Source organism: Nocardia sp. SSK8 (assembly GCF_037034205.1).
Taxonomy (GTDB): domain Bacteria; phylum Actinomycetota; class Actinomycetes; order Mycobacteriales; family Mycobacteriaceae; genus Nocardia.
In genome coordinates this window covers 392,361-418,719 of sequence record NZ_JBAGKD010000005.1, presented here as the reverse complement: position 1 = coordinate 418,719, position 26,359 = coordinate 392,361, and the positions used below count along the sequence as shown (strand labels likewise).

The 26,359-nt window shown below is 69.6% G+C and carries 26 protein-coding genes; 15 read left to right on the top strand and 11 right to left on the bottom strand.

Annotation, left to right across the window (positions count from 1 at the left end; genetic code table 11):
- Window positions 1–191 precede the first annotated feature (191 nt).
- Window positions 192–314, top strand: coding sequence for a hypothetical protein (locus WA675_RS13155; RefSeq protein WP_336084524.1), 123 nt, complete (start codon window positions 192–194; stop codon window positions 312–314).
- On the opposite strand, the gene WA675_RS13150 is transcribed toward WA675_RS13155, so the two are convergent.
- Window positions 311–1,525 carry a DUF885 domain-containing protein gene (locus WA675_RS13150; RefSeq protein WP_336084523.1) on the bottom strand — a complete coding sequence of 405 codons (1,215 nt, stop codon included), beginning with the start codon at window positions 1,523–1,525 and terminating at the stop codon, window positions 311–313. The two genes, WA675_RS13155 and WA675_RS13150, sit on opposite strands and share 4 nt — an antisense overlap.
- A 200-nt stretch (window positions 1,526–1,725) precedes the next feature.
- On the opposite strand from WA675_RS13150, the gene coaA reads away from it, so the two are divergent.
- Window positions 1,726–2,658: a type I pantothenate kinase gene (gene coaA, locus WA675_RS13145; protein WP_336084522.1), complete on the top strand. Its 933-nt coding sequence runs from the start codon at window positions 1,726–1,728 to the stop codon at window positions 2,656–2,658.
- Between the two features lie 96 nt (window positions 2,659–2,754).
- Here the strand turns inward: coaA and WA675_RS13140 are convergent, their stop codons facing one another.
- The 3 genes from WA675_RS13140 to WA675_RS13130 form a co-directional block, all read right to left on the bottom strand.
- Entirely contained in the window at window positions 2,755–3,870 is a 1,116-nt protein-coding gene (locus WA675_RS13140; protein ID WP_336084521.1) for a hypothetical protein, read from the bottom strand.
- Window positions 3,871–3,951: 81 nt separating this feature from the next.
- Entirely contained in the window at window positions 3,952–4,518 is a 567-nt protein-coding gene (locus WA675_RS13135; RefSeq protein ID WP_336084520.1) for a hypothetical protein, read from the bottom strand.
- 29 nt (window positions 4,519–4,547) lie between these two features.
- Window positions 4,548–5,336, bottom strand: a complete 789-nt coding sequence (locus WA675_RS13130; RefSeq protein WP_336084519.1) for an isoprenyl transferase — start codon at window positions 5,334–5,336, stop codon at window positions 4,548–4,550.
- 150 nt (window positions 5,337–5,486) lie between these two features.
- Here WA675_RS13130 and trhA point away from each other — a divergent pair, with 150 nt between their 5' ends.
- Together trhA and WA675_RS13120 are read left to right on the top strand one after the other, a co-directional pair.
- Window positions 5,487–6,149 (top strand): PAQR family membrane homeostasis protein TrhA, encoded by a 663-nt coding sequence (trhA, locus tag WA675_RS13125; RefSeq protein ID WP_442945619.1) that lies wholly within the window; start codon window positions 5,487–5,489, stop codon window positions 6,147–6,149.
- A gap of 79 nt (window positions 6,150–6,228) precedes the next feature.
- On the top strand, window positions 6,229–7,746 hold the full coding sequence (locus WA675_RS13120; RefSeq protein WP_336084517.1) for an adenylate/guanylate cyclase domain-containing protein: 1,518 nt from the start codon (window positions 6,229–6,231) through the stop codon (window positions 7,744–7,746).
- A 182-nt stretch (window positions 7,747–7,928) separates the two neighbouring features.
- On the opposite strand, the gene WA675_RS13115 is transcribed toward WA675_RS13120, so the two are convergent.
- Together WA675_RS13115 and WA675_RS13110 are read right to left on the bottom strand one after the other, a co-directional pair.
- The gene (locus tag WA675_RS13115; RefSeq protein WP_336084516.1) at window positions 7,929–9,980 is read right to left on the bottom strand and encodes a thioredoxin domain-containing protein; all 2,052 of its coding nucleotides are present in this window, start codon (window positions 9,978–9,980) and stop codon (window positions 7,929–7,931) included.
- Between the two features lie 36 nt (window positions 9,981–10,016).
- Window positions 10,017–11,495: an MFS transporter gene (locus WA675_RS13110; protein WP_336084515.1), complete on the bottom strand. Its 1,479-nt coding sequence runs from the start codon at window positions 11,493–11,495 to the stop codon at window positions 10,017–10,019.
- 272 nt (window positions 11,496–11,767) lie between these two features.
- Between WA675_RS13110 and WA675_RS13105 the strand changes: the two genes are divergently transcribed.
- The 8 genes from WA675_RS13105 to WA675_RS13070 all read left to right on the top strand — a co-directional run bounded on the left by WA675_RS13105 (window position 11,768) and on the right by WA675_RS13070 (window position 19,373).
- Window positions 11,768–12,736 (top strand): transcriptional regulator, encoded by a 969-nt coding sequence (locus WA675_RS13105; RefSeq protein ID WP_336084514.1) that lies wholly within the window; start codon window positions 11,768–11,770, stop codon window positions 12,734–12,736.
- A gap of 87 nt (window positions 12,737–12,823) precedes the next feature.
- Complete coding sequence (gene adh, locus WA675_RS13100; protein ID WP_336084513.1) at window positions 12,824–14,341, top strand: aldehyde dehydrogenase; 1,518 nt, start codon at window positions 12,824–12,826, stop codon at window positions 14,339–14,341.
- Complete coding sequence (locus WA675_RS13095; protein WP_336084512.1) at window positions 14,341–14,736, top strand: DUF779 domain-containing protein; 396 nt, start codon at window positions 14,341–14,343, stop codon at window positions 14,734–14,736. The genes adh and WA675_RS13095 overlap by 1 nt, the downstream gene beginning before the upstream one ends.
- Window positions 14,737–14,898: 162 nt before the next feature.
- The gene (eat, locus tag WA675_RS13090; RefSeq protein WP_336084511.1) at window positions 14,899–16,326 is read left to right on the top strand and encodes an ethanolamine permease; all 1,428 of its coding nucleotides are present in this window, start codon (window positions 14,899–14,901) and stop codon (window positions 16,324–16,326) included.
- A 76-nt stretch (window positions 16,327–16,402) separates the two neighbouring features.
- The gene (locus tag WA675_RS13085; protein ID WP_336084510.1) at window positions 16,403–17,815 is read left to right on the top strand and encodes an ethanolamine ammonia-lyase subunit EutB; all 1,413 of its coding nucleotides are present in this window, start codon (window positions 16,403–16,405) and stop codon (window positions 17,813–17,815) included.
- 173 nt (window positions 17,816–17,988) lie between these two features.
- Complete coding sequence (gene eutC / locus WA675_RS13080; RefSeq protein ID WP_336084509.1) at window positions 17,989–18,753, top strand: ethanolamine ammonia-lyase subunit EutC; 765 nt, start codon at window positions 17,989–17,991, stop codon at window positions 18,751–18,753.
- A 4-nt stretch (window positions 18,754–18,757) separates the two neighbouring features.
- Window positions 18,758–19,156, top strand: a complete 399-nt coding sequence (locus tag WA675_RS13075) for an NUDIX hydrolase (RefSeq protein ID WP_336084508.1) — start codon at window positions 18,758–18,760, stop codon at window positions 19,154–19,156.
- Between the two features lie 43 nt (window positions 19,157–19,199).
- Window positions 19,200–19,373, top strand: coding sequence for a hypothetical protein (locus WA675_RS13070; protein ID WP_336084507.1), 174 nt, complete (start codon window positions 19,200–19,202; stop codon window positions 19,371–19,373).
- Here the strand turns inward: WA675_RS13070 and WA675_RS13065 are convergent.
- Together WA675_RS13065 and mca are read right to left on the bottom strand one after the other, a co-directional pair.
- Window positions 19,370–19,627, bottom strand: a complete 258-nt coding sequence (locus WA675_RS13065) for a hypothetical protein (RefSeq protein WP_336084542.1) — start codon at window positions 19,625–19,627, stop codon at window positions 19,370–19,372. The two genes, WA675_RS13070 and WA675_RS13065, sit on opposite strands and share 4 nt — an antisense overlap.
- On the bottom strand, window positions 19,627–20,487 hold the full coding sequence (gene mca / locus WA675_RS13060) for a mycothiol conjugate amidase Mca (protein ID WP_336084541.1): 861 nt from the start codon (window positions 20,485–20,487) through the stop codon (window positions 19,627–19,629). The genes WA675_RS13065 and mca overlap by 1 nt, the downstream gene beginning before the upstream one ends.
- 121 nt (window positions 20,488–20,608) lie before the next feature.
- Here mca and WA675_RS13055 point away from each other — a divergent pair, with 121 nt between their 5' ends.
- Entirely contained in the window at window positions 20,609–21,067 is a 459-nt protein-coding gene (locus WA675_RS13055; RefSeq protein WP_336084506.1) for a DUF4307 domain-containing protein, read from the top strand.
- Window positions 21,068–21,308: 241 nt separating this feature from the next.
- Entirely contained in the window at window positions 21,309–21,800 is a 492-nt protein-coding gene (gene greA / locus WA675_RS13050) for a transcription elongation factor GreA (RefSeq protein ID WP_336084505.1), read from the top strand.
- 97 nt (window positions 21,801–21,897) lie between these two features.
- On the opposite strand, the gene WA675_RS13045 is transcribed toward greA, so the two are convergent.
- The gene (locus WA675_RS13045; RefSeq protein ID WP_278261239.1) at window positions 21,898–23,040 is read right to left on the bottom strand and encodes a cystathionine gamma-synthase; all 1,143 of its coding nucleotides are present in this window, start codon (window positions 23,038–23,040) and stop codon (window positions 21,898–21,900) included.
- Window positions 23,041–23,138: 98 nt separating this feature from the next.
- Between WA675_RS13045 and WA675_RS13040 the strand changes: the two genes are divergently transcribed.
- The gene (locus WA675_RS13040) at window positions 23,139–24,320 is read left to right on the top strand and encodes an acyl-CoA dehydrogenase family protein (RefSeq protein ID WP_336084504.1); all 1,182 of its coding nucleotides are present in this window, start codon (window positions 23,139–23,141) and stop codon (window positions 24,318–24,320) included.
- Between the two features lie 21 nt (window positions 24,321–24,341).
- Here the strand turns inward: WA675_RS13040 and WA675_RS13035 are convergent, their stop codons facing one another.
- Window positions 24,342–24,671 carry a hypothetical protein gene (locus WA675_RS13035; RefSeq protein ID WP_336084503.1) on the bottom strand — a complete coding sequence of 110 codons (330 nt, stop codon included), beginning with the start codon at window positions 24,669–24,671 and terminating at the stop codon, window positions 24,342–24,344.
- A gap of 232 nt (window positions 24,672–24,903) precedes the next feature.
- Entirely contained in the window at window positions 24,904–26,190 is a 1,287-nt protein-coding gene (locus WA675_RS13030; protein ID WP_336084502.1) for an NtaA/DmoA family FMN-dependent monooxygenase, read from the bottom strand.
- Window positions 26,191–26,359: the final 169 nt, after the last annotated feature.

The window sequence follows — 26,359 nt, the reverse complement described above, 5'->3', positions numbered from 1 at the left end:
GGTATTCACCGAAGCGGTCGTCTGCGTCACGACCCTCAGTCTATGGCCCGCGCGCGGGCACCCGAGCACGGGGATCGCCGAACGTCGGCCCGCCCACCTGGCAAGAGACACAGTTCACAGCCGTGCCCGGCGCTCGGCACCGCTGAGCGGGCGCGGTAACACCCGCGACCCGGGTGACCGATCACACAGGTATGAACACACTGCCCGTGACACCCGCCATCGCCCCGTCGAACCCGATCGAAGCGCTGCTGCTGACGCTCTCACAGCTGCTGTGCTCCCTGTCCTCCGGCGAGGGTTGCGCCGTCATCGCCTAACCCACCGACGCGGTTCCCATCCGCCGGATCGCGCCCGGCGTGAGCGGCTCGTCGAGCAAGCGGCCGAACCGCTCGACCCGGTCCTGGGCGTCCACCGCGCCGTCGAGCCAGCCGCCCAGCAGCCGGTAGCCCTCGACATACGTGCTGATATAGGCGCGCCACAGCGGCGAGGAAAGAAAACGCAGCGACTGACGCGCCCGCTCCGGCGTGGCCAGGCTCCAGCGCTGCAGGAACGCGGCCACCTCGTCCTCGCCGCGGTGCTGGTCGTGCAGCAGCAGCGCCGCGTCCTGGCGCACGCTCAGCAGTTTGGCCGAGGCGGTCGCGAAACGCTCGGCGCGTTCCCCGTCGAAACGCAGCCCCAGATCCGCATAGATCTCCTGCGCCCAGGCGCCCCAGCCCGGGCCGATGATCGACCGCAGCGCCAGATCCGCCAGCCCCTCGGCCATCAGGCACTGCGGGGTGTTCACCAGGAACAGCGTCTGCTCCTGCTCGCCCGCCGCGACCAGCCCGGCCTCCTTGCGGCAGTGCTCGGTGTGATGACCGGGGTAGGCCTCGTGCGCGATGAGCGAGGGCAGGTGGGCCATGTGCTGCTTGAGGTCGGAGTTGATGGCGACCGTGGAGTGGAAATCGCCCAGGTAGTAGTTGAATCCGGACCACGGCTTGTCGCCGACGACCTCGTAGGTGACGGTCTCGTGGTCGGGCAGCGGGTAGCGCTCGCGGACCCGCTCGCGCAGCGCGCTGGAGAACGCCTCGACGCAGGTGGCCAGCTTCTCCGGCGGGATCTCGTCGCCGCGCCGGTAGGCGGCCGCGCGCTCGGCGAGGGGTCCGTCGCCGCCGAGGACCTCGTCCATCAGGCGGTGCGCCTCGCGGTAGTCGTCGGGGTCGCCGGGGGCGATGTCGACGTCGAAGTACGCGCGCACCTCGTCGACGAAGCCGATCCGCTCACCGGCGAACTTGCGCGCCGAGCACTCCATCGCCACCAGGTGGGCGTCGAGGAACTCGGTGCGCCGCGCCGAGAGCCCGGCCTCGGGCAGGGCCGCGCGCAGCTCGACGGCGCGGCGGACCAGCTCGGCGGGTTCGGGCGCGGGCGCGTTCTCGCTGTCGCGGCGCAGCTGCGGGTCGCCGGTGTAGGCGTCGACGAAGCCTTCTTCGAGCCGGTCGAAAGCCAGTCCGAGGCGCAGGTATTCAGTGACGAGTGGAAATGACCCCATACGGAACGACCTTACGGGGTGAATCGGAAAAGCGGGTCCTACCTCGGGGTTGTTACTCGTTACCGACCAGTAGCCAAACCCCCTGTTGCGCGCGGATGGCCGATACGGAGCACAATCGCGCTATGCGGTCAGAGTTATCCCGGATCTCACTCGACGGGCAGCCCAGCTGTGCGGACGCGCCCGGACGGAGCGTCGGGTAGGTGGCACGGATCAGCGAGCCGAGCCCGTATGTGGAGTTCGACCGGAAGCAGTGGCGCACCCTGCGCAAGTCGACTCCCCTGGTGTTGACCGAGGAGGAACTGACCGGCCTACGTGGTCTCGGCGAGCAGATCGATCTGGAGGAAGTGGCCGAGGTCTACCTGCCGCTGGCCCGGTTGATCCACCTGCAGGTCGCGGCCCGGCAGCGGCTGTTCGCCGCGACGGCGACGTTCCTCGGGGAGAAGCATCCCGACAAGCAGGTGCCGTTCGTGATCGGCGTGGCGGGCAGCGTGGCGGTCGGCAAGTCGACCACCGCGCGCGTGCTGCAAGCGCTGCTGGCCCGCTGGGACCACCATCCGCGCGTCGACCTGGTGACCACCGACGGATTCCTCTACCCCACCGCCGAACTCACCCGGCGAGGCATCATGCACCGCAAGGGTTTCCCGGAGAGCTACGACCGGCGCAAGCTGCTGCGGTTCGTCACCGAGGTGAAGTCGGGCGCGGAAGTGGCCTGCGCGCCGGTGTATTCGCACGTCTCCTACGACATCGTGCCGCACGAGCAGCACTGTGTGCGCCAGCCCGACATCCTCATCGTCGAGGGTCTCAATGTGCTGCAGACCGGTCCCCGGCTGATGGTCTCGGACCTGTTCGACTTCTCCATCTACGTCGACGCGCGCATCGAGGACATCGAGAACTGGTACGTGCAGCGCTTTCTCGCCCTGCGCAAGACCGGCTTCGCCGACCCCGACGCGCACTTCCACCACTATGCCGGTTTCAGCGACGAACAGGCGACCGCGGCGGCGCGCGACATCTGGCACTCCACCAACCGCCCCAACCTGGTGGAGAACATCCTGCCGACCCGCCCGCGCGCGACCCTGGTGCTGCGCAAGGACTCCGACCACACCATCAACCGGCTGCGCCTGCGCAAGCTCTGAGCGGAGGTCCGGCGTCATCGTGCGATCGCCCGCGCGTGGTTCGATATTTCGAACGGCTGTGGGCGCAATGCACGAATACGCCGGGCCCGACCGTGCTCAGGCGGTCGGCGCGCCCAGCGAGACCACCTGCGTCGCCAGTTCCGACCGCGCGCCGCCCCGCTGCACGACGAGCACGCCGCGCGGGGTGTCGCGCGCGTCGGTGGGTTCCCCGGCGACCACCTCGATGATCGCCTCCTGGTCGCGCGGCAGCATGTCGACCACCGGATACTCGCCGACCGGCGCCCAGCCCTGCGCGGCCGACTGCAACCGGTCGACCGTGCCGGGCGCGCCGGGCACATCGGCCCACTTACGGGTGGCGACAGTGATGGTGCCGCCCGCACCCCAGCGCGGGCTGTACGCGGCCGAGCACTCGCCGGGCAGTTCCGGCAGCTCCTGCACCTCGTTGGTGGTGACGTCGATGGTCGCGACATGGCCGATGCCGCAGGACGCGCTGCGCGCGGTGGCCCCCGCCAGCACGAAGGTGTGCCCGTCCGGGCCCGCGGCGGCCGCCAGCCCCGCGTCGATCCCGGGGACCCGGCCCAGCGGCAGGATGGCGTCGGCGCCGATGGCGTACAGGTGGCTCTTCTCCCACCACAGCCCGCGCGATTCGACCCGGGCCACCAGCAGGTAGTCGACGGTGGCGGCGACCAGCCGGGCCCCGTCCCACGACCCGCCCGACAGCGGGCTCGGCGAGGAGGGCAATTCCACCTCGCGTTCCGGTGCGGCGGGCGTGGTGTCGGCCAGGTCCATGCTCATCACCTGGCCCGGATCGCGCCACCAGCCGACCACCGAGCCGCGCAGGGCGGCCACGTCGGTGCAGTCGCATTCGATCCGCGAGACCGAGCCGTCGCGCACCCCCACCGCCACCAGCGTCCGGCTCGTGGTCTCCACCGCGAAGGCGTAGCGGCCGTCGCGGGTGAAGCCCACCGCGGCCGAGGAGTAGCCGAAGCTGCCCGGCGCGCGCAGGGTGCCCGCGCCGCGGACCACCACCAGCTCGCCCTCGGTGCGGTAGGCGAACACCGGCCCGTTCGCCGCCTGTTCCTCGGCCGGGGTCAGCCGGGGCGGGGTGGGTTCCCCGGCGGTGCCGCAGCCCGCCACGAGCGCCACCGCGCCCGTCACCACCCCGAACACCGCCAGGCGCCAGCCCGCCCCTGCCTTGGTCGCACTTCCCACCAGTCACCCCTTACGCGTGTCGTCGCGGCCCGCTTCTCGCGGCAGCCTAGCCCGCGCCGGGGCCGGAGCAGGGGTACTCGGCTACAACTTCCAGGCCGCGTCGAGCCTGGTCGCCACGTCGATATTGCGCACCGCGGCGATCTCGGGCTTGCGGATCTCCTCGGCGATGTAGCGGGCGACGAAGCGGCGGATCTCGTGGTCGACGCTGGCCAGCACCCGCAGCAGCTGCCCGCGCTTGGTGGCGCTGGCGACATTGATCCGCACGTCCCCCGAGCGCGGCTCGGCGATATCGATGACCACCCGCAGCGGGTCGGCGGTGCGCGCGGTCAGGTGCAGATGCACGGTGCCGTCGACGCGGAACCGCGAGCGGTCCACGGCGAGATCGACCACCAGATCCACGTGCAGCGGGATGGTGAGCTCGAAGGAGATATGGGCGTCGATGAAGCGGAGGATGCGCGGCTGCCCCAGCTCCACTCCCGCGGTGACCTTGGCCAGCCGACCGGGCCCCACCCCGATCGGCCCGAAATCGAAAGCGGCGCCGGTGAGTTCACCGAACGCGTCGGCGATGCGCTGCTCGGAGACGGCGTATTCCAGGAAACGCCTACCGAATTCCTCATAGCTGATGTAAGAAGGCTGTTCCGGTTCCACTGGCCGCAGAGTACGCGACCCCACCGACATCACACGCCGAAACGACGGTGCCGCGCGGCGTAATCCCGTAGCGCGCGCAGGAAGTCGACGCGGCGGAACTCCGGCCAGTACGCCTCGGTGAACCAGATCTCCGAATAGGCGCTCTGCCACAACAGGAATCCCGAAAGCCGCTGCTCACCAGAGGTTCTGATGACCAGATCCGGGTCGGGTTGCCCGGAGGTGTAGAGGTTCTGGCCGATCGCGTCGACGGTGATCGCCTGCACCAGATCCTCGCCCGACTCGCCCGCGGCGATCTCGGTGCGCACCAGCGAGCGCACCGCGTCGGTGATCTCCTGGCGGCCGCCGTAGCCCACCGCGACATTCACGTGCACCCCGTCACGACCGCTCGTGCGCTCCGCGGCCACCCGCAGCCGCTTGGCGATCAGCTCCGGGAAACCGGCCAGCGAGCCGACGATCCGCACGCTCCAGTTCTGCTCCGGCGCCGACAGCTCCTCCACCACATCGGTGATCACCTCGAACAGGGTCTCCAGCTCGTCGGGATCGCGGCGCAGGTTCTCGGTGGAGAGCAGGTAGACGGTGACCATCTCGATGCCCTCGTCGGCACACCAGCCGACCAGCTCGGCGATCTTGAGCGCGCCCACCCGGTGCCCGTGGCTGACATCGGTGAACCCGTTCTCCCTGGCCCAGCGGCGATTGCCGTCGCACATGACGGCGACGTGGCGGGGATGCTGCCTACCGGCCAGCTGCTTGGACAGTCTGGTTTCGTAGATGCGGTAGGGCAGCCCACGTAACCGACCGAGTAACTCCACCGTCAGCACCCTACGCCTGGGCGCGGGCCGGGCCGCCGACCCGCGTGGCCGGGTGTGGTGGTGGGCACCTTTGTGGTGGTCGCGGCGGGTTCTGCCGTACCGTGGCGACGTAACCTACGGTTCCGTAGGTTCGGGTTTCTGGAGGTCCATGTGGAGGGTGTGCGGGTGTCCGGCGTGCCGGTCGCGCTGGTCAAGCCGCGGTTTCGGGGCTGGATCCACACCTGGGCGGTGGGGATCGCGGCCGTGGCCGTCGCGGTGCTGGTGACCTACGGCTTCGGGGTGTCGGCGACGGCGGGCTGGTCGACGCTGGTCTACGGGATCTCGGTGTGCGCGCTGTTCGGCATCAGCGCGGTGTATCACCGGGTGACCTGGCACAGCGTGCGGGCGCGGGTGCGGATGAAGCGCGCCGACCACTCGATGATCTTCCTGTTCATCGCCGGGAGCTACACGCCCTTCGCGCTGCTCGGGCTGCCCGGGCCGACCGGGCGCACGCTGCTGATCGTGGTGTGGGTAGGGGCGCTGGCCGGGGTGGCGCTGAAGCTGTTGTGGCCCACCGCGCCCCGCTGGGTGGGCGTGCCGCTGTATCTGCTGCTGGGCTGGGCGATCGTGCCGGTCGCACCGGAACTGCTGCGCAATGTGGGGGTGCTGCCGCTGGTGCTGCTCGCGATCGGCGGGGTGATCTACAGCGTGGGGGCGGTGCTCTACGCGACCAAATGGCCCAATCCGTGGCCCGACTTCGGTCATCACGAGTTCTTCCACGCCGCGACGGTGCTCGCCGCGATGTGCCACTACCTGGCCATCTGGCTGGTCGTACTCGGCTGAAACCGGCGCGTGCGCGCATCGCCCGCCCGCGCGCCTTCTATGCTCGACAGTCGTGTCACCCGTCAGCGCAGCGCGCGATATGACGGCGTCCCGGGGCGCCGCACTGGGCCGCGTGTTCGAACGGCTGGTCCGCTGGGCGCTGCAGTCCTATGTGGGGCTGGCCCTGGTCGTCATCACGGCCAATATGGTCGGCCTGGCCGCCATCTTCCTGATCTCCTGGGCGGGCGGGGTGTTCACCCGTGTCGGCACGGACTGGCACGGCGCCGCGATCGCGATCATGATCTACCCGGCCGTCGCGCTCACCGCGGGCGTCGGGATCGCGCTCTGGGATCGGCGCCGCTACCTGCGCTGGCTCGACGACAATCGCAAACCCACCCCGGACGAGGCGCGCGCGCTGGTCCGGCTGCCCGCGGCCATCACCGTGCGCGCCATCGCGCTGTGGACGCCCGGCATCCTGCTCACCGTGTGGCTGGTGGACCACTACACCGACTACCACAATGTGCCGGTGCTGCTGTCGGGCTTCGCCCTCGGCGCGCTCGAGGCGGCAGGCGTGGGCTATCTGATCCTGGACCGGCTGATCCGGCCCGCCGTGCCGATCGTGGCGGCGGTGCTCGGGCCGACCGTGCATCCGACCTCCACGGTGCTGGTGCGTGTGCTGGTCACCTGGGCGGTCTCCGGCGCGCTGCCGGGGCTGATCATCATCGTGGTGCTCAGCGACCGCTCCACGCCCGCCTCGGACCGGGTGCGGGCGGCCTGGCTGTTCTCGATCGTGGCGCTGGCGGTCGGCGCGCTGGCCACCGGGCTGCTGGCCCGCTCGGTGGCCACGCCCATGCGCGCGATGTACCGGGCGCTGGACCGGATCACCCGCGGTGAGCTCGATGTGCGGGTGCCGGTGGGCAGCACCAGCGAGATCGGGCGGCTGGAACATTCGGTCAACGAGCTGGCGGCGACACTGCGCGACCAGCTGCACACCGAGGACGTCTTCGGCAGGCACGTCGGTTCCACAGTGGCCGAGCGGGCGCTGGCGGGCAGCACCGATCTCACCGGTGACGTGCGGATCGTCTCGGCGCTGTTCGTCGACGTGACGGGCTCGGTGCAGCTCTCGGCCGAGATGGCGCCGGTCGAGTTCGTGCACAAGCTCAACCGGCTGCTGGCCACCGTCGTAGCCGCCACCGAGGACAACGGCGGCCTGGTCAACAAGTTCGCGGGCGACGCCGCGCTCTGCATCTTCGGCGCCCCCTCGGCCCTGCCCGACGACGCCACCCCCGCCCTGCGCGCGGCCCGCCGCATCCGCGACGAGGTGGTCGCCACCGGCGAGCTCGACATCGGCATCGGCGTGGCCCGCGGTCAGGTGTTCGCCGGTGACGTGGGCGCCGACACCCGCCTGGAGTTCACCGTCATCGGCGACGCCGTCAACGAGGCCGCCCGCCTCACCACCGTCGCCAAGGAAGCCCCCCGCCGCATCCTCGTCAGCGACGCCGTCTTCCAGGCCGCCACCCCCGCCGAACGCGCCAAATGGAAGCGCTACAAGGACCTCCGCCTCCGCGGCATCCCCGGCCGCACCCGCACCTGGACGGACCTGCCGCCGGTGCGCTGAAAGCGGTCCACCACCGACGCGGGCCGGAATACCGACGGACCGGACCGACGGCAGCGCCGTCGCTGGAGCACCGCGGCCGGACCGACCGAATCGCGGGCCGACCGCAGCGGACTCGCGCCGGAGCACACCGCCAGGCCGACCGAGTCGCTGACCGACCGGGCGGCCGGATAGACCGCAGCGGGCTATCGCTGCAGCGCCGCCGCCAGGTCGGCCGGGTCGGTGACCGGGAGGTCGCAGACCGAGCCTCGGCAGACGTAGGCGGCTGGGGTGCCGTTCACCAGCGGGCGGTCGGCCAGCAAGGGCGCCGTGTCCGGTGGCGCGGCGAGGACGATCGAGCCGCCCGGGGCGGCGGCGCGGGCAGTCGCGAGGAGTTCCGTCGCGGCCGAGGATTTCTCGGTGGCGGCGATGGCGATCTGGAGCGGGCCGCGGACGGCGGCTTCGGCGACCGCGAGCCAGTGGCCCGCGGTGCGGGGGGCGCGGGCGAGCAGGACGGCGCCGCGCGCCAGGGTGTGGTCGGCGAGTTCGCGGTAGCGGACGGCGTTCTCGGGGTCGGCGACGGCGGAGGCGGTGAGCAGGGCCTCGGCGAGGACCGAGGTGCCCGAGGGGGTGGCGCCGTCGATCGGGTCGCGGGGGCGGGCGACCAGGGTTTCGGCGTCGTCGGCGGTGTCGAACCAGCTGCCGGGGCGGTCGGGGTCGGCGAAGTGGGTGATGGCGGCGTCGAGCACGAGCTGCGCGGCGGCGAGCCAATCGGGTTCGCCGGTGGCCTGATACAGCGCGAGCAGGCCGGTGCCGCACCACGCGTAGTCCTCCAGCACGCCGGTCGGCGCGCCGACCACCCCGTCGAGCGAGGCGCGGCGCAATCTCCCGTCGACGAGATGCACGTCGAGCAGGAACCGCCCGCAGCGCACGGCGGCGGCGATCCACGACGGTTCCTCCAGTGCCGCACCGGCTTCGGCGAGCGCGGTGACCGCCATGCCGTTCCAGGCGGTGACCACCTTGTCGTCCCGGTCGGGCTGTGGCCGGGCCGCGCGCACCCGGGAGAGCTGCGCGCGCAACCGGTCGAAGCGCGCCGACTGCTCGCTGTCCACCGGATCGCTGCGGCGGGTGAGCACCGAGGTGCCCTGCTCGAAGTTCCCGGCCGTGGTGACACCGAAAGCCTCGGCGGCCCAGACCCCGTCGAGCGGTCCGAGCTCCCCGATCAGCTCGCTCGGTGTCCACACATAGGTGGCGCCCTCCACCCCGGGACCTCCCGGTTCGAGGTGGGTGTCGGCGTCGAGCGCGGAGGCGAAACCGCCCTCGGCGGTCCCGAGATCGGCGAGCAGGAATTCCACCGTCTCGCGGGCGACCCGGTGCGGCAGGGATTCCAGCGGCGTCGCGGGCACGCGCCGCGCGAGGTGCGCATAGGCGCGCAGCAGCAGCGCGTTGTCGTAGAGCATCTTCTCGAAATGTGGGATCAGCCAGGCGGTGTCGACGGCGTAGCGCGCGAAACCGCCGCGCAGCTGGTCGTAGATGCCGCCGCGCGCCATCGCCTCGGCGGTGCGCTCGACCAGCTCGAACACCGCCTGGTCACCGGTGCGCTCCCAGTGCCGCAGCAGTCCTTCCAGCAGCGCCGACGGCGGAAACTTCGGCGCCCCACCGAAACCGCCGTGCTGCCGGTCCTCATCGGCGGCGATCGCGAGCACCGCCTTGTCGAGCAGCTCGGGCACGACAGCGAATTCGGCGTCGGGCAGCCCCGTCGCCTGCGCGCGCAACGCCTCGGTGACCTGATCGGCCGCCTTGTCCACATCCTCGCGACGATTACGCCAGGTATCGGTGATCGCGGTGAGCAACTGCGTGAACGACGGCATACCCCCGCGCGGCTGCTTCGGGTAGTAGGTCCCGCAATAGAACGGCGCCCCGTCCGGCGTGAGGAAGCACGTCATCGGCCACCCACCCTGCCCGGTCATGGCGACCGTGGCATTCATATACACCGCGTCCAGATCGGGCCGCTCCTCCCGATCCACCTTCACACACACGAAATCGGCGTTCATCAACTCCGCCGTCGCCACATCCTCGAACGACTCGTGCGCCATCACATGACACCAATGACACGACGCGTACCCGATCGACAAGAGAATCGGCACATCCCGCCGCCCCGCCTCGGCCAGCGCATCGGCACCCCACTCCTGCCAATGCACCGGGTTGTCGGCGTGCTGACGAAGATACGGCGAAGTCGCGCCACCCAACCGGTTCATACCGCCACTCTAGATACCGCCGCGCACAGCACAACCTCACGCCCGACCGGTGCTGGTCACACCGTCCGCTACTCCCCTCACCGTGTCCCGACGCGCCTGCGCGTAAGCCATGCCACCGCCGCCGATCAGCAGGAACGCGGCGCCGGACATGATCAGCAGACGATACGGATCGTCCCAGCCACCCTCGCCGACGACGACCCCGCGGGCACCGGCGAAGGACAACGCCTGCGACGCGCACAGCGTCGATACCGCGGCCGCGATCGACACCACCGGGCCGAGCACAGCACTGATCCGGCCCATATACCCCTCGGGGACCGCGGCCTGCACAATCGGGCCTTGGCACATGATGTAGATCGAGAAGATGACCCCGCATGCCAGCATCAGCACGCAGGCGGTCACCAGACCACCGGCGCACGCGTACACGAGATAGCCGAGACCGAGAGCCGACAACGCGGCCGGATAGGCACGGTCCACACCGATCCGCTGAATGAGCCGCGGACCCAGAACCGCACTGACCATATTGCCGACCGGGAACATCATCGCCAGCAATCCGTATCGGGCCGCGCTCAGATCCAGGGTCTTCATCCCGAACAGCGCGAGGACGGAATTGTTGATGCCCATCGAGACGCCGTACAAGCACGCCCCGATCACGACAATCCGCAACGACGGCGTGCGCCAGGTCGCACGAACTCCCTCCGTGAAGTCACGCCAGAACCTATTCCCGGCTACCCGGGCGGGCTGATAGTGATCACCCGATCGGACGACCATGACACCCGACGCGGAATACATGACCACACAGACGGAAATGGCCACCGTCGCGCCGAAGATCCCGAACAGGGCCGGCCCGGCCGCGGCGGCGATGATGGCGACTCCGGTCAGGGAGAACATCGACATACTCGCGGCATCGACGCGCCGGTCCTCGGGGATGGCCACGTGCATGACCGCCGCTCTGGCAGGGTTGAAGAACTGCGCACTCGTCTCGGAGACGACGATGCACACCAGAATGGCCGCATAGATCTGAACCTCGGTCAACCGGATGACCTGGACGGCACCCAGCAGCAGCGTGAACAACCCGGCCCGGAGGCAGTCGTTCACGATCATTGTTCGCCGAGCACACCATCGGTCCGCGTAGACGCCCGCCAGCGGGCCGACGACGATCCGCGGCACGGCTGCCGCCAGAACGACCGCACCCACCAGGGCGGGCAGGCGCGGGCTGTCCGGGAACAGGCTCGTCGCGACCCATACAACGCTCGTGCCAGCGAACAGGTATTCGCCGAACGAGGACAATGCTTGCGCGAGCCAGAGTCGCCGGAAGTCGGCCCCGATCGACAGCGCCGGAAACCGAGCACGTGGAACCATCCGTGATCCTCCCCCTCCCCCGGCGTCGACCGCCGGGCCGGTCCGGTTCTCGAAACCGATGCCCCACACCATGATTCCGGACAGCGGGCCGGAGCAGCCGAGGCCGCATGCGAGGACTGCCGGGAAAGCGCCGCTGAGCAGGATCGGCTGAGGCATGATGGGTGCAGGACACCCGCGAACAGGAAGACGCGAGACCGTTGATGGCATCGCAGCTGAGCCTTTCGGAACAGCGCGCAGCGCTGGAGCGGGAGTGGGCCCAGTGGATACCGGCGGGTAGGGCGGGGGTGGGGCGGAGTTCCGCGGTGCGTCATGAGGTGGCGCAGTCGTGGGTGCGGTCGTTGGTGACGGTGGATCCGGGGTTGGGGGCGGCGCCGGAGAGTGCCGGTGAGGTGGGGGTGGAGTGGGCACGGTCGCCGTTGCGGGGGCCGGTGACCGCATTGGGCGAGCAGTTGCACAGTGTGGCCGAGGACGCGGGGTATGTGGCGGCGGTGACCGACGCGGGCGGCACCATTCTGTGGACCTGCGGCGGGCCGGTCATGCGCCGACGCGCCGAGCAGGTGAACTTCGCGCCGGGCGGACGCTGGGACGAGGCGCACATGGGCACCAACGCGCTGTCGCTGGCGCTGCGCACCGACCGCCCGCACACCGTGTTCTCCGCCGAGCATCTCGTGGCGGCGCTGCACGGCTGGGTCTGTTACTGCGCGCCGATCCGCGCCGCCGACGGCACCCTGCTCGGCGTGCTCGACCTGTCGACCACCTGGCAGCGCTCGCATCCGCTGGCCATGGCCACCGTGCGCACCATGGTCGCCGCGATCGAGTCGACGCTGCCGGTCGCGAGCGGGATGCGGCTGAGCTGCCTGGGCACCGGACGACTGGTGCGCGACGGCACCCCGATCCGTCTGCGCCCACGCCACCTCGAGATCCTCACCCTGCTCGCCCTGGACCCGGACGGCTACACCCACGAGCGCCTGCACTACGCCGTCTACGGCGATCGGGCGGTCGGCGCGAGCACCCTCAAATCGGAGATGTCGTATCTGCGCCGCGCGACCGGCGGCGAGATCACCAGCCGCGTCTACCGCTTCACCACCGCCCTGACCTGCGACGCCGCCGACGTGCTGCGCGCGCTGGAAACCGGTGACCTCGACACCGCCGTGCGGCTGTATCGCGGTCCGCTGCTGCCGGATTCGGACACCCCGGGCATCAACGAATGGCGCGACTACCTCGCGGTGGCCCTGCGCACCGCCGTGCTCGCCAGCCCGCACGCCCACCACGCCCTGAGCTACGGCGAGGCCACCCCGGACGACCTCGCCGTGCACGAACACGCCCTGGCCCTGCTCGCCCCCGGCGACGCGCGCCGAGCCGTGCCGCTGGCCCGGATCGGCCGCTGCCAGGCCTGATCGGTCACGTTCAACCTTTCCTCAACCCGGAAGGCGGATAGTGATGGGCGTCACGATTCATCGCCAGTCAGCGAGGAGCCACCGCACATGATCTACGCCAAGCCGGGCACCGAGGGCAGCGTCGTCAGCTACGCCAAGCGCTACGACAACTTCATCGATGGCAAGTGGGTTCCGCCGGTGGAGGGCCGGTACTTCGAGAACACCTCCCCGGTCGACGGGCAGCCGTTCTGCGAGATCGCCCGCTCGTCGGCCGCCGATGTGGAGCTCGCCCTCGACGCCGCCCACCGCGCCGCGCCCGCCTGGGGCGAGACCGCCCCGGCCGAACGCGCGAACATCATCAACAAGATCGCCGACCGGATCGAGGCCAATCTCGAGGCCCTCGCCGTCGCCGAGACCTGGGACAACGGCAAGCCGGTCCGCGAGACCCTGGCCGCCGACCTGCCGCTGGCCGTCGACCACTTCCGCTACTTCGCGGGCGTGCTGCGCGCGCAGGAGGGCGGCATCAGCGAGGTCGACGCCGACACCATCGCCTACCACTTCCACGAGCCGCTCGGCGTTGTCGCCCAGATCATTCCGTGGAACTTCCCGATCCTGATGGCCACCTGGAAGCTGGCGCCCGCGCTGGCCGCGGGCAACGCGGTGGTGCTCAAGCCCGCCGAACAGACCCCGGCGTCGATCATGAAGGTCGTCGAGCTCATCGCCGATCTGCTGCCGCCGGGTGTGCTCAATGTGGTCAACGGTTTCGGCGTGGAGGCGGGCAAGCCGCTGGCGTCGAGCCCGCGGGTGGCCAAGGTCGCCTTCACCGGCGAGACCACCACGGGCCGGTTGATCATGCAGTACGCGAGCGAGAACATCATCCCGGTCACCCTGGAGCTGGGTGGCAAGAGCCCCAATATCTTCCTGCCCGATGTGATGGCCGCCGACGACGACTTCCTCGACAAGGCGATCGAGGGTTTCGTGATGTTCGCGCTGAACCAGGGCGAGGTGTGCACGTGTCCCTCGCGCGCGCTGATCGCGTCGTCGATCTACGACGAGTTCATGGCCCGCTGCCTCGAGCGCACCAAGGCGATCGTCAGCGGGAATCCGCTCGACGAGGCGACCATGATCGGCGCGCAGGCCAGCAACGACCAGTTCGAGAAGATCCTGTCCTACATCGACATCGGCAAGAAGGAAGGCGCCGAGGTGCTCACCGGCGGCGCGGTCCGCGGCGTGGACGGGCTGGACGGCGGCTTCTACATCGAGCCGACGATCTTCAAGGGCCGCAACGACATGCGCGTGTTCCAGGAGGAGATCTTCGGCCCCGTCGTCGCGGTGACCACCTTCGACACCACCGAGGAAGCGCTCTCGATCGCCAACGACACCCTCTACGGCCTCGGCGCGGGCGTGTGGACGCGCGATATGAACACCGCCTACCGCCTGGGACGCGGGATCAAGGCGGGCCGGGTGTGGACCAACTGCTACCACGCCTATCCCGCGCACGCGGCCTTCGGCGGGTACAAGAAGTCCGGCATCGGCCGCGAGAACCACAAGATGATGCTCGAGCACTACCAGCAGACCAAGAACCTGCTGGTCAGCTACTCGCCGCAGAAGCTCGGCTTCTTCTGATGGTGCGGCGCGTCGACCTCACCGAACAGGCGGCGGCGCTGCTGCGGGACCTGACCGGGCAGCACGGCCCGGTCATGTTCCACCAGTCCGGTGGGTGCTGCGACGGCAGCTCCCCGATGTGCTACCCGCGCGGCGAATTCCGCGTGGGTGCATCGGACGTGCTGCTGGGGTATCTGCCGGGCGACACCCCGTTCTGGATGAGCGCCGACCAGTTCGAATACTGGAAGCACACCCATCTCACCGTCGACGTGGTACCCGGCCGGGGCGGCGGTTTCTCGCTGGAAGCCCCCGAGGGCGTGCGGTTTCTGATCCGCTCGCGCCTGCTCACCGACGACGAGGTGGCCACGCTGGAATCCCAGCCCCCGCCACCGACCGGTGACACCGTCCCGCAGTGATGTGAAACACCAGCGAGCACACCGTTTCCGCAGGTCGGCGGCGCTCGATACGCGCCGCTGACCTGTGGGATCCACGGCCGTAACAGTCATCAACCATTCTTCAACCCTCGACGATCACCGTTGCCGTCGCTACGCGCTTGTTTGTTGATGAGGAGCTTTCCTGTGAGTACCGACGCGATTCCCACCACGGCTACGGCGACACCCGCCGACGACTATCTCGCCAAACGCACCCTGCGCTCCGGTTCGGCGGGCTGGGTGCTGCTCGCCGGTCTCGGCGTGAGCTACGTGATCTCCGGTGACTACTCCGGCTGGAATTTCGGCCTGGCCGAAGGCGGATTCGGCGGCTTGCTGATCGCCTCGGTCATCATCGCCGCGATGTATCTGGCCATGGTCCTCGGCATGGCCGAACTGTCCTCGGCGCTCCCGGCGGCGGGCGGCGGCTATACCTTCGCCCGCCGCGCGCTCGGCCCGTGGGGCGGATTCGCCACCGGCACAGCCATTCTCATCGAGTACGCCATCGCCCCCGCCGCCATCGCCACCTTCATCGGCGCCTACATGGAATCGCTGAACCTGTTCGGGATCACCGACGGCTGGTGGGTGTATCTGGCGGTGTACGCGCTGTTCATCGGCATCCATCTGGGTGGCGCGGGTGAGGCGCTCAAGGCGATGTTCGTGATCACCGGGATCGCGCTGGTCGGTCTGGTGGTCTTCGCCGTCGCGGCCATCGGGAAGTTCGACGCGGCCAATCTGACCGATATCGCGCCCGATGCCGATGCCACCGGCGCCTCGGCCTTCCTGCCCTTCGGATATCTGGGCATCTGGGCCGCGATCCCGTTCGCGATCTGGTTCTTCCTCGCCGTCGAAGGCGTGCCGCTGGCCGCCGAGGAGGCCAGCGATCCGGCCCGGAATGTGCCCAAGGGCATCATCGTCGCCATGCTGCTGCTGGTGGTCACCGGCGCGGTGGTGCTGTTCCTGGTGACCGGCGCGCTCGGCGCCCACGACGCGTCGTCCTCGGGTAACCCGCTGGTGCAAGCCCTGGGCGACAGCCCGGCGGCCAAGGTGGTCAACTACATCGGCCTGGCCGGGCTGGTCGCCAGCTTCTTCTCCATCGTCTACGCCTACTCACGCCAGACCTTCGCGCTCTCCCGCGCGGGCTACCTGCCGACCAACCTCTCGGTCACCAACTCCCGCAAGGCCCCCGTGCTCGCGCTGATCGTGCCCGGCGTGATCGGCTTCGGCCTGTCCCTCACCGGCGAGGGCGCGATGCTGCTGAACATGGCCGTGTTCGGCGCGGCACTGAGCTACGTGCTGATGATGGTGAGCCACATCGTGCTGCGGGTGCGCGAACCGCACATGCCGCGCCCGTACCGCACCCCCGGCGGCATCGCGACCACCTCGTTCGCGCTGGTCGTCGCGGCGGTGTCGGTGGCGGCGACCTTCCTGGTCGACCCGAAGGCGGCACTGTTCACCCTCGGTGTCTTCTGCGCCTTCCTGGCCTACTTCGGCCTCTACAGTCGCAAGCACCTGGTCGCGAAGTCGCCCGATGAGGAGTTCGCGATCCTGGCGAAAGCCGAACACGACTTGGAGTAGCCGCACCGGCATGCCCGGCAGCGGCCCGCTCGCTGCCGGGCGAGCACCCGAAATCCGCGAAAGGAGACGGCGCCCGATGACCGTGTACCGCAGCTCTGTGGGTGTCACCACCCACACCTTCGACGGCCTGGTCGACCTGCTGGCCAAGGCCACCCCGCTGCGCAGCGGCGACCAGCTCGCCGGGTGCGCGGCCGCCACCGACGCCGAACGCGCCGCCGCGCAGTGGGCACTCGCCGACGTGCCGCTGACCACCTTCCTCGACGAAATGCTGGTGCCCTACGAGACCGACGAGGTCACCCGCCTGATCATCGACAACCATGACCGGCACGCCTTCGCCCCGATCGCGCACCTCACCGTCGGCGGACTACGCGACTGGCTGCTCGCGGTCGCGGCCACCACGGACGCGGCCGCGACGCTGGCCGCCGTGTCACCCGGGCTGACACCGGAGATGGTGGCGGCGGTCAGCAAGATCATGCGCAATCAGGACCTGATCACCGTCGCCAGATCGGCCGTGGTGACCGCCGGCTTCCGCACCACCATCGGCCTGCCCGGCCGATTGAGCACCCGCCTGCAACCCAACCACCCCACCGACGACCCGCGCGGCATCGCCGCCGCCACCCTCGACGGACTGCTGCTGGGCTGCGGCGACGCGGTGATCGGCATCAACCCCGCCACCGACTCCCCCGGCGCCACCGCCGATCTGCTGCGCCTGCTCGACGACGTGCGCCTGCGTTTCGCCATCCCCACCCAGTCGTGCGTGCTCTCCCACGTCACCACCACCATCGGGCTGATCGAGGCGGGCGCCCCGGTGGACCTGGTGTTCCAGTCCGTCGCGGGCACCGAGGGCGCCAATACCGGTTTCGGCGTGAACATCTCGCTGCTGCGCGAGGGCAACGAGGCAGGTCGCTCGCTGCGGCGCGGCACCGTCGGCGAGAACGTGATGTATCTGGAGACCGGGCAGGGCTCGGCGCTGAGCGCGAATGCCCATCTGGGCGTGGGTGATCGACCGGTCGACCAGCAGACCCTGGAAGCCCGCGCCTACGCGGTGGCCCGCGACCTCCAGCCGCTCTTGGTCAACACCGTGGTCGGTTTCATCGGCCCCGAATACCTCTACGACGGCAAGCAGATCATCCGCGCCGGACTCGAAGACCACTTCTGCGGCAAACTGCTCGGCCTGCCGATGGGCGTGGACATCTGCTACACCAATCACGCCGAGGCCGACTCCGACGATATGGACACCCTGCTCACCCTGCTGGTCGCCGCGGGCTGCGCCTTCGTCATCACGGTGCCCGGCGCCGACGACGTGATGCTCGGCTACCAGAGCCTGAGCTTCCACGACGCCCTCTATGCCCGCAGTATCGGAAACCTCCGTCCCGCACCGGAATTCGAGTCCTGGCTGATCGGTCTCGACCTGCTCGACTCGCACGGCCGGATGCGCCGGGTACCACCGTTGTCCTCACCCCTGCACGCCTTGACGGGAACCCGATGAGCACCGGGCCGACAGCGCGCAGCCGCACACCGAATCACGCTGCCGCACCGACGATCACCGCCTCGGCCGGTCCGGACGAAACTCCGTCCGAAGTCGATGGATCCGCGGGGAAACACCCGATTTCCCGTGCGGATGCGACCCGCATCGGACAGCCACCGCCGGGATCCCGCCCGGTGGACCCCGCCGACGACTTCTGGACGGCGCTGCGGCGAACCACCCAAGCCCGGATCGGCCTGGGCCGCACCGGCGACGCCCTCCCGACCACCGACGTCCTCACCCTGCGCACCGCCCACGCCGCCGCCCGCGACGCGGTGCACGTCCCCCTCGATGTGGAGATCTTCACCGCGCAGATCGCGAGTATGGGCCTGGGCACCCCGGTGACGGTGACCAGCCGCGCCGCCGACCGCTCCGAGTACCTGCGCAGACCCGACCTCGGCAGGCTGCCCGCCGACCTGTCCGGCCTCGGGCGCCACGACGCCGATATCGGCATCGTCCTCGCCGACGGCCTGTCCGCGCGTGCCCTCACCGACCATGCCGCCGGACTGCTCGCCGTCCTCGCCGACGAATTCGCCGACCGCTACACCCTCGCGCCCCCGGTCGTCGCGACCCAGGCCCGCGTCGCCCTGGGCGACCACATCGGCGCGGCCCTCGGCGTGCGCACCGTGCTGGTCCTCATCGGCGAACGTCCCGGCCTCTCGGTAGCCGACAGCCTCGGCATCTACCTCACCCACGACCCCCGCCCCGGCCGCACCGACGCCGAACGCAATTGCGTCTCCAATATCCATCCGCCGGGCGGTCTCACCTACGCCGACGCCGCCCGCGTGATCGCGGGCCTGGTCGCCGGTGCCCGCGCATTGGGTCACTCCGGCGTGGCACTGAAAGACGAAACCCGCACGGCCACACCGATAGCCCGGGCTGACTCAGACACCCTAGAGTGATGCCATGATCCGCACCGCCGCCCTCGCCCATGTCCGCGACCGCAGGCTGATCCAGACGCGCCCGGAAGGCAAAGAGGTCTTCTACATGGCGGGCGGCAAGATCGATCCCGGCGAGACTCCGTTAGAGGCACTACATCGCGAGATCGAGGAAGAACTGGGCGTCGGGCTGGCCGATGTCGCCGAACTCGGCATCTTCGAGGCCGAGGCCTACGGCCACGCCAGCAACACCGGCCTGCACATGACCTGTTTCCTGGCCGACCTCACCGGCGAACCGCACGCCACCGGCGAGATCGCCGAATTCCGCTACTTCACCGTCAGCGAGTACGCCGCCATGGACCACGTCGCCCCGGGCTCGATGCTGGTCTTCAAGCACCTGCACGAACTCGACCTGATCGACTGGTAGCCGAAACACTTGACGCGACAACCACGATGGCACTGGCATGGAGATGACCTCGTCGGAGCGGCGGGCTGCGCTACGTCAGCTCGTCGTCCTGTTCGGCCTGATGAACACCATGATCGAGCTGAGCGTCAGCGGGGCGCCGCGCGCGCTCACCGAACACGCCACCGCCGCCCGCGACATCATCGGTGAGCTGGTGACCGACTTCGCCCAGGCGGGCTAGGTCGCGGGTTTCGGCGGGTCGGTGCTCTCGTTCTCGGCGGGAATCACGCCGGGCTCGGTGCCCTCGTCGGCCTTCTGATCCGGTTCCGGATGCTCGGGCTCGAAGGTCTCGGGCAGGCCCTTGAGGTGCTTGTTCATCGAGCGGACCAGCAGCACCGTGCCCGCCAGCAGGATCAGCACGATCAGCAGACCAAGCGGCGAGGCCTTGCCGAACTCGGGGCCGGTGGGGGTGTTCTGTGCGAGAAGAGCCAACATCACCGGTCGGCGTCCTCGATACCGGCGAACAGGTCGGTCTCCGGGATGGCGGTGGACACTCTCGTCTTGGCCAATTCGAACTCCTCGGTCGGCCAGAGCCGCTGCTGCAATTCCAGCGGGATCGCGAAGAACGCCCCGTTGGGATCGATCTGGGTCGCGTGCGCGCGCAGGGCGTCGTCACGCTGGGGGAAATATTTCGAGCACTCGATCTGGGTGGTGACCCGAGCCCAGGCGTCGTCGCGCTTGTAGGCGCGCATCCGGTCCAGCCACTCCTGCAGCGGGAACGGCTCGCCCATGCGCTCGTACTCGTCGGCGAAGGCCTCCAGCCGCTTCATCGAGAAACCGTGGTCGTAGTACAGCTTCAGCGGCGTCCACGGCTCCCCCGTGCCGGGGAACCGCTCCGGATCGCCCGCCGCCTCGTAGGCCGCCATCGACACCTCGTGGCAGCGGATGTGGTCGGGGTGCGGGTAGCCACCGTTCTCGTCGTAGGTGGTGATCACGTGCGGGCGGAACTCGCGCACGACCCGCACCAGCGCCTCGGTGGACTCCTCGAGCGGCACCAGCGCGAAACAGCCCTCGGGCAGCGGCGGCAGCGGGTCGCCCTCGGGCAGCCCCGAGTCGACGAAGCCGAGCCACTGCTGGCGCACGCCCAGCGCGTGCGCGGCCGCCGCCATCTCCTCGCGGCGCACTTCCTCGATCCGGTCCAGGACCCCGGGGGTGTCCATGGCCGGGTTGAGGATGCTGCCGCGCTCACCACCGGTCAACGTCACGACCAGCACATCGACGCCCTCGGCGGCGTAGCGTGCCGTGGTCGCGGCGCCCTTGCTCGATTCGTCGTCGGGGTGGGCGTGCACAGCCATGAGGCGAAGGCCACTCACGTCTCGTTCACCATCGCTCTCGCTCGCGGGTGTCAGAACTTCGTTCCCTATAGTTCCATCCGACCCCCCGTTTGTTCCGACCACCCCCGGGAGCGAGAAACCGATGAGCGAGCCCGCACCGGACTCCGCGGCGAACCCGGCCGCCGCGGCCGCCCGACACGCCGACCGTTACGGCGCGAAGCCACCGGCGCGTCGCCTGTGGCTGATGGTCCTGCTCGGCGTCGGCGTGGTGGTCGCGGGGCTCGGAGTGGCCTACCTGGGCTTCCAGAAATACGGCCCGAAGGCGATCGAGACCGAGCAACTCGGCTACGTGGTGGTCGACGACGCCACCCTCGAGGTACGGATGAAGGTCACCCGCGACGAGCCCCAGCGCGACGTCGTGTGCTTCGTGCGGGCGATGGATCGCGACGGCGCCGAGGTCGGCAGGCGCGAGGTGCTGGTGCCCGGATCGGAGTACACCAGCGTTCAGGTGACCACCACGGTCAAGTCCTCCGCGCGCGCCTCGGCCGGTGACATCTACGGCTGCACCGAACAGGTTCCGGCCTATCTGCGCGTGCCCTGAACCCGCTCCGCCCGGCCTGACCTGCATATTTATGAGACATGCTAAAATGGGCTGATACACGGTTCCGGGGCTCGGAGCCGTGTTTGCTGCATTGGCGGCCAGCGGTGCTGTTTCCGGGTTTCGGGTTCTACCCCAGGATCGCTCCAGCCGTCGGGCTGGCGCATGCCCTCGTGATCGTTGGGCACGCGCCGGTTTCAGGGAATCCCGGTCCGCCGGGAACAACTACTAGGGAGTGATCGAGATGACCGAGAATGTGACCTGGCTTACCCAGGAGTCGCACGACAGGCTCAAGGGCGAGCTGGACTCGCTCATTGCCAATCGTCCGGTCATTGCCGCCGAGATCAACGAGCGTCGCGAAGAGGGCGACCTCAAGGAGAACGGCGGCTACCACGCCGCGCGTGAGGAGCAGGGCCAGCAGGAGGCGCGCATCCGCCAGCTGCAGGAGCTGCTGAACAACGCCAAGGTCGGCGTCGCCCCCACCAAGTCCGGTGTGGCCCTCCCGGGCTCGGTCGTCACCGTCTACTACGACGGCGACGAAGACGATACCGAGACCTTCCTCATCGCGACCCGCGAAGAGGGCCTCGGCGCCACCGATCTCGAGACCTACTCGCCCAACTCCCCGCTGGGTGGCGCGCTGATCGACGCCAAGGTCGGCGAGACCCGCGAGTACACGCTGCCCAACGGCAACACCATGAAGGTGACCTTGGTCAGCGCGGAGCCGTACCACAGCTGAGCCCGGCCGCGCTGAGCCCGCACGTGTAGAACCCGAACGCGAGCGCCCGCATCCGAACATCGGATGCGGGCGCTTCGTCATTTCCGGGGGCTCCGTCTCAGCTCAAAGCCTGCTCGACATCGGCGAGCAGATCGCTGATGTCCTCGATGCCGACCGAGAGCCGCACCAGATCGGCGGGCACCTCCAGCTCCGAACCCTCGGTGCTGGCGTGGGTCATGGCGCCGGGGTGCTCGATGAGCGATTCGATACCGCCCAGCGATTCGGCCAGGGTGAAGATGCGGGTGCGTGAGCAGAACTTCAGCGCCGCGTCGCGGCCACCGGCCAGGCGCACCGAGATCATGCCGCCGCGGCGGCGCATCTGCTTCTGCGCGATCTCGTAGCCGGGGTGCGTCGGCAGGCCCGGGTAGATCACCTGGGAGATGGCCGGGTGGTTGGTGAGGAACTCCGCGATCACCTCGGCGTTGTCGCAGTGCTTCTCCATCCGCACGGCCAGGGTCTTGATGCCGCGTAGGGTGAGGAAGGCGTCGAATGGGCCGGGCACCGCGCCCGCGCCGTTCTGCAGGAACGCGAACGCCGTGTCGAGTTCCTTGCTGTTGGTGATCAGCGCGCCACCGACCACATCGGAGTGTCCACCGAGGTACTTGGTGGTGGAGTGCAGCACGATGTCGGCGCCCAGCAGCAGCGGCTGCTGCAGGTACGGGGTGGCGAAGGTGTTGTCGACGACCAGCTTGGCGTCGGCCTCGTGCGCGATATCGGCGAGCGCGGGGATGTCACCGATGCTCAGCAGCGGGTTGGTCGGCGTCTCGACCCAGACCAGCTTGGTGTTGGGGCGGATGGCCGCGCGCACCGCGTCCAGGTCGGCGATGTGGGCGGGCGAGTGCTCGATGCCCCACTGGCTGAAGACCTTGTCGATGAGGCGGAAGGTGCCGCCGTAGGCGTCGTCCGGGATGACGATGTGGTCGCCGGGGCGCAGCACCGCGCGCAGCGCGCAGTCGGTGGCCGCCATGCCCGAGGCGAAGGCGCGGCCGTAGGTGCCCGATTCGAGAGCGGCGAGGTTGGCTTCCAGGGCGGTGCGCGTGGGGTTGCCGGTGCGCGCGTACTCGTAGCCGCCGCGCATCCCGCCCACGCCGTCCTGGGCGAAGGTCGAGCTCGCGTAGATCGGCACGTTCACCGCGCCGGTCTGAGGATCGGGTTCATATCCGGCGTGGATGGCCCTGGTCGAGAATCCCAGCTCACTCATGGCCCCAGACTAGTTGGCCCGTTCCGGCGCGGTGTGCGGGGGTGCGGGCGGGCCCGATGTGCCGGATTCGCCCGGCACGCTGGGGTTAGGCTGACGCCATGGTGACTGTCGAGGAACTGTTCGCAATCGACCCACTGCTCTCCTCGGAGGAGCGCGAAATCCGCGACACGGTGGCGCGATTCGGTGAGCGCAGGCTGCGCCCGCACGTGGCCGACTGGTTCGAGCAGGGCACCTTCCCGGCCCGCGAGATCGCCCCGGAGCTGGGCAAGCTCGGCCTGCTCGGCATGCACCTCGAGGGCTACGGCTGCGCGGGGTCCTCGGCCACCGCCTACGGGCTGGCCTGCCAGGAGCTCGAGGCGGTCGATTCCGGCGTGCGCAGCATGGTGTCGGTGCAGGGCTCGCTGGCCATGTCGGCCATCCACTTCTACGGCTCCGAGGAGCAGAAGCAGCAGTACCTGCCCGCCATGGCGGCCGGTGAGCTGATCGGCTGCTTCGGGCTCACCGAACCCGACTTCGGCTCCAACCCCGGCGGCATGCGCACCCGCGCCCGCCGCGACGGCGACGACTGGATCCTCAACGGCTCCAAGATGTGGATCACCAACGGCTCGGTCGCCGATGTGGCCGTGGTGTGGGCCTATGCCGAGGAGCCCGGCGACGACAAGCCGCGGGTGCGCGGCTTCCTGGTCCCCACGGGCACTCCCGGTTTCACCACCCGCGAGCTGCACCGCAAGCTCTCGCTGCGCGCGTCCCTCACCGCCGCACTGGATTTCGACGACGTACGCCTGCCCGCCGACGCCGTACTGCCCGGCTCGCGCGGCCTGAGCGCCCCGCTGGCCTGTCTGAGCGAGGCCCGCTTCGGCATCGTCTTCGGCGCGCTGGGCGCGGCCCGCGACTGCCTGAGCGCCACCATCGACTACACCCGCACCCGCGAGGTGTTCGACAAGCCGCTGGCCGGATACCAGCTCACCCAGGCCAAGCTCGCCGATATGGCGCTGGAGCTGGGCAAGGGTCAGCTGCTCGCGCTGCACCTGGGCCGGTTGAAGGACCGGCACGAGATCACCGGCGAGCAGATCAGCGCGGGCAAGCTCAACAGCACCCGCGAGGCCATCGCCATCGCCCGGGAATGCCGGACCATCCTGGGCGCCAACGGGATCACGCTGGACTACCCGGTGCTGCGGCACGCGAACAATCTGGAGTCGGTGCTCACCTACGAGGGCACCGCCGAGGTGCATCAGCTGGTCATCGGCAAGGCGCTCACCGGCACCGACGCGTTCCGGTAGGCCCGATCCGCGCCGACCGGTTCACCCGCCGACGAGCAGGGACGGGCGCGGCGCCGAGACGGGCGCGGGCCGGATCAGTCCGCCCGCGAAGGCGGTCGCCAGGCCGAGAACCACGACCGTCAGCACGGTCGCGGCGATGGGAACGGTGATCGCTACCGGGATGCCGAATGCCGTCAGCGACGCCGCCGCACCGCAACCCCACACGATCGCGGCGACGAGTCGGCCCAGCAGTGGCGCGTACGACCATCCACGCAATGACCGGCAGACGCCCTTGCGCGCCAAATACCCTGCGGCAGCGGGGATTACCGGAGTGAAGCCGAGCACCTGGATAGCCGGTTCGGTGATGTGCACTACGGGCCCCTTCACTCGCCGGACGTGTTTGCCGAAAGTTGTCTCGAGTCGGTTATACCCGTTCAGAATCCATCGGACACTCCGTTCGCGCAACCCAGCGCGGCGCGCGTTGCCATCGACCTGCCCGCCGCGCCGCGAGCCCGCCCGCTCGCGATCGAGTTCCGCCGGACGCTGTCCGGACGCGCGCCCGCGACCGGATCGCCGCGCGCCGAGGTGCCGTTCCGAACCGCGCTCAGCCGAGGGCGGGCAGTTCGAGATTCTCCCGGTAGGTTCCGCCCAGGTAGTCGGTGTCGAGCAGGTGGCGGCGGCGCAGTTCGGGCAGCAGACCGTTGACGACGAAGTCGCGGGTGCGGTCGTCGATGAGGCCGCCGACGGCGATCACGTCGAGCACATTGGCCCGGTAACGCTCCTCGATGGCGTCGGCTAGCTGTTCGGGGGTGCCCGCGGCAGCCCAGTGGCCGGTGTCCTTCGCGGCGATGACCAGCTCGCGCAGGGTCGCGCCGGACGCGGCGAGCTTGCCGAAGATCTCCACCCGGCCGCGGCGGCGGTGGACCGAATCCAGCTGCGGCAGCAGTGTTTCCGGGATGGGCTTGTCCAGTGGTAGCTCGGTGAGGTCGATCCGACCGCCGAGCATATCGGCCAATTGCCTGCGGCCAGCGTCGAAGTCGGTGGCCTCAGCGGCCTCGCGGACCAGCCTGCGCGCCTCGGCCTCGGTGGCGCCGTAGGTGGCGTGGAAGGAGCTGAAGATCAGCGGAAGACCCTCGGGCCGACCGAGTTCGGCCACCCGGGCACGAACCTTCTTCGTGTAGGTGATCGCGTCCTCGAGGGTCGGCAACGAGGTGAAGACCACTTCGGCGAAGCGGGCGCCGAGTTCGATGCCGCCCGCGGACTGCCCGGCCTGGAACTGCACCGGCCTGCCCTGCGGCAGCGTCGGGATGTTCAGCGGACCGCGTACCGAGAAGTGCTGTCCCGCAAAGTCGATCGGCCGCACGAGCGAGTCGTCGAGGATCGCGCCACCCTTGCCGTCGGGCTGTAGCGCACCGGGCCGCCAGCTGTCGAACAGTGCGTTGACGACCTCCAGCGATTCGGTGGCGCGGGCGTAACGCTCCTCCGGGCTGGGCAGCTCCTGGTCGCTGTAGTTCTCCTCGCCGAGCGAGGAGGTCACCGCGTTCCAAGCGGCCCGGCCGTTGCTGATGTGGTCGAGCGTGCCGAACAGCCTGGCCAGGTTGTAGGGGTGGTGGAAGGTGGTGGTGACAGTGGCGATCAGGCCGACATGGGTGGTGACGGAGCTCAGCGCGGCCAGCTGGATGAGCGGTTCCTGGGCGCCGATCGCGCCCTGCGCCCCGAAACTGAGCAGATCCGCCGCGAACAGCGCGCCGATCTTGTTGTCCTCGGCGATCCGGGCGATCCGCACCGCCTCGTCGAGGGTGGACCGAGCCGGATCCACCGCGGCGGCATAGACATCCCGCGACCCGCTGACGCCCGTGACGGTCTTCAATTTCCGACGTTCGGTGCCCATGACGGCCAGTCCAGCAGCCCGACCGGGTACAGGCCCATGGTTGCGCTCACCGCAATCCGAAAACGGCGCCGAAGAACCGGAGCCTGTGCTACGGGTACCGCATGGAGCGCGCTCGGCGCCTTCGCCTGGCTGAAGGAGCGGATGGTCGCCGCGACCGGCTGATATCCAG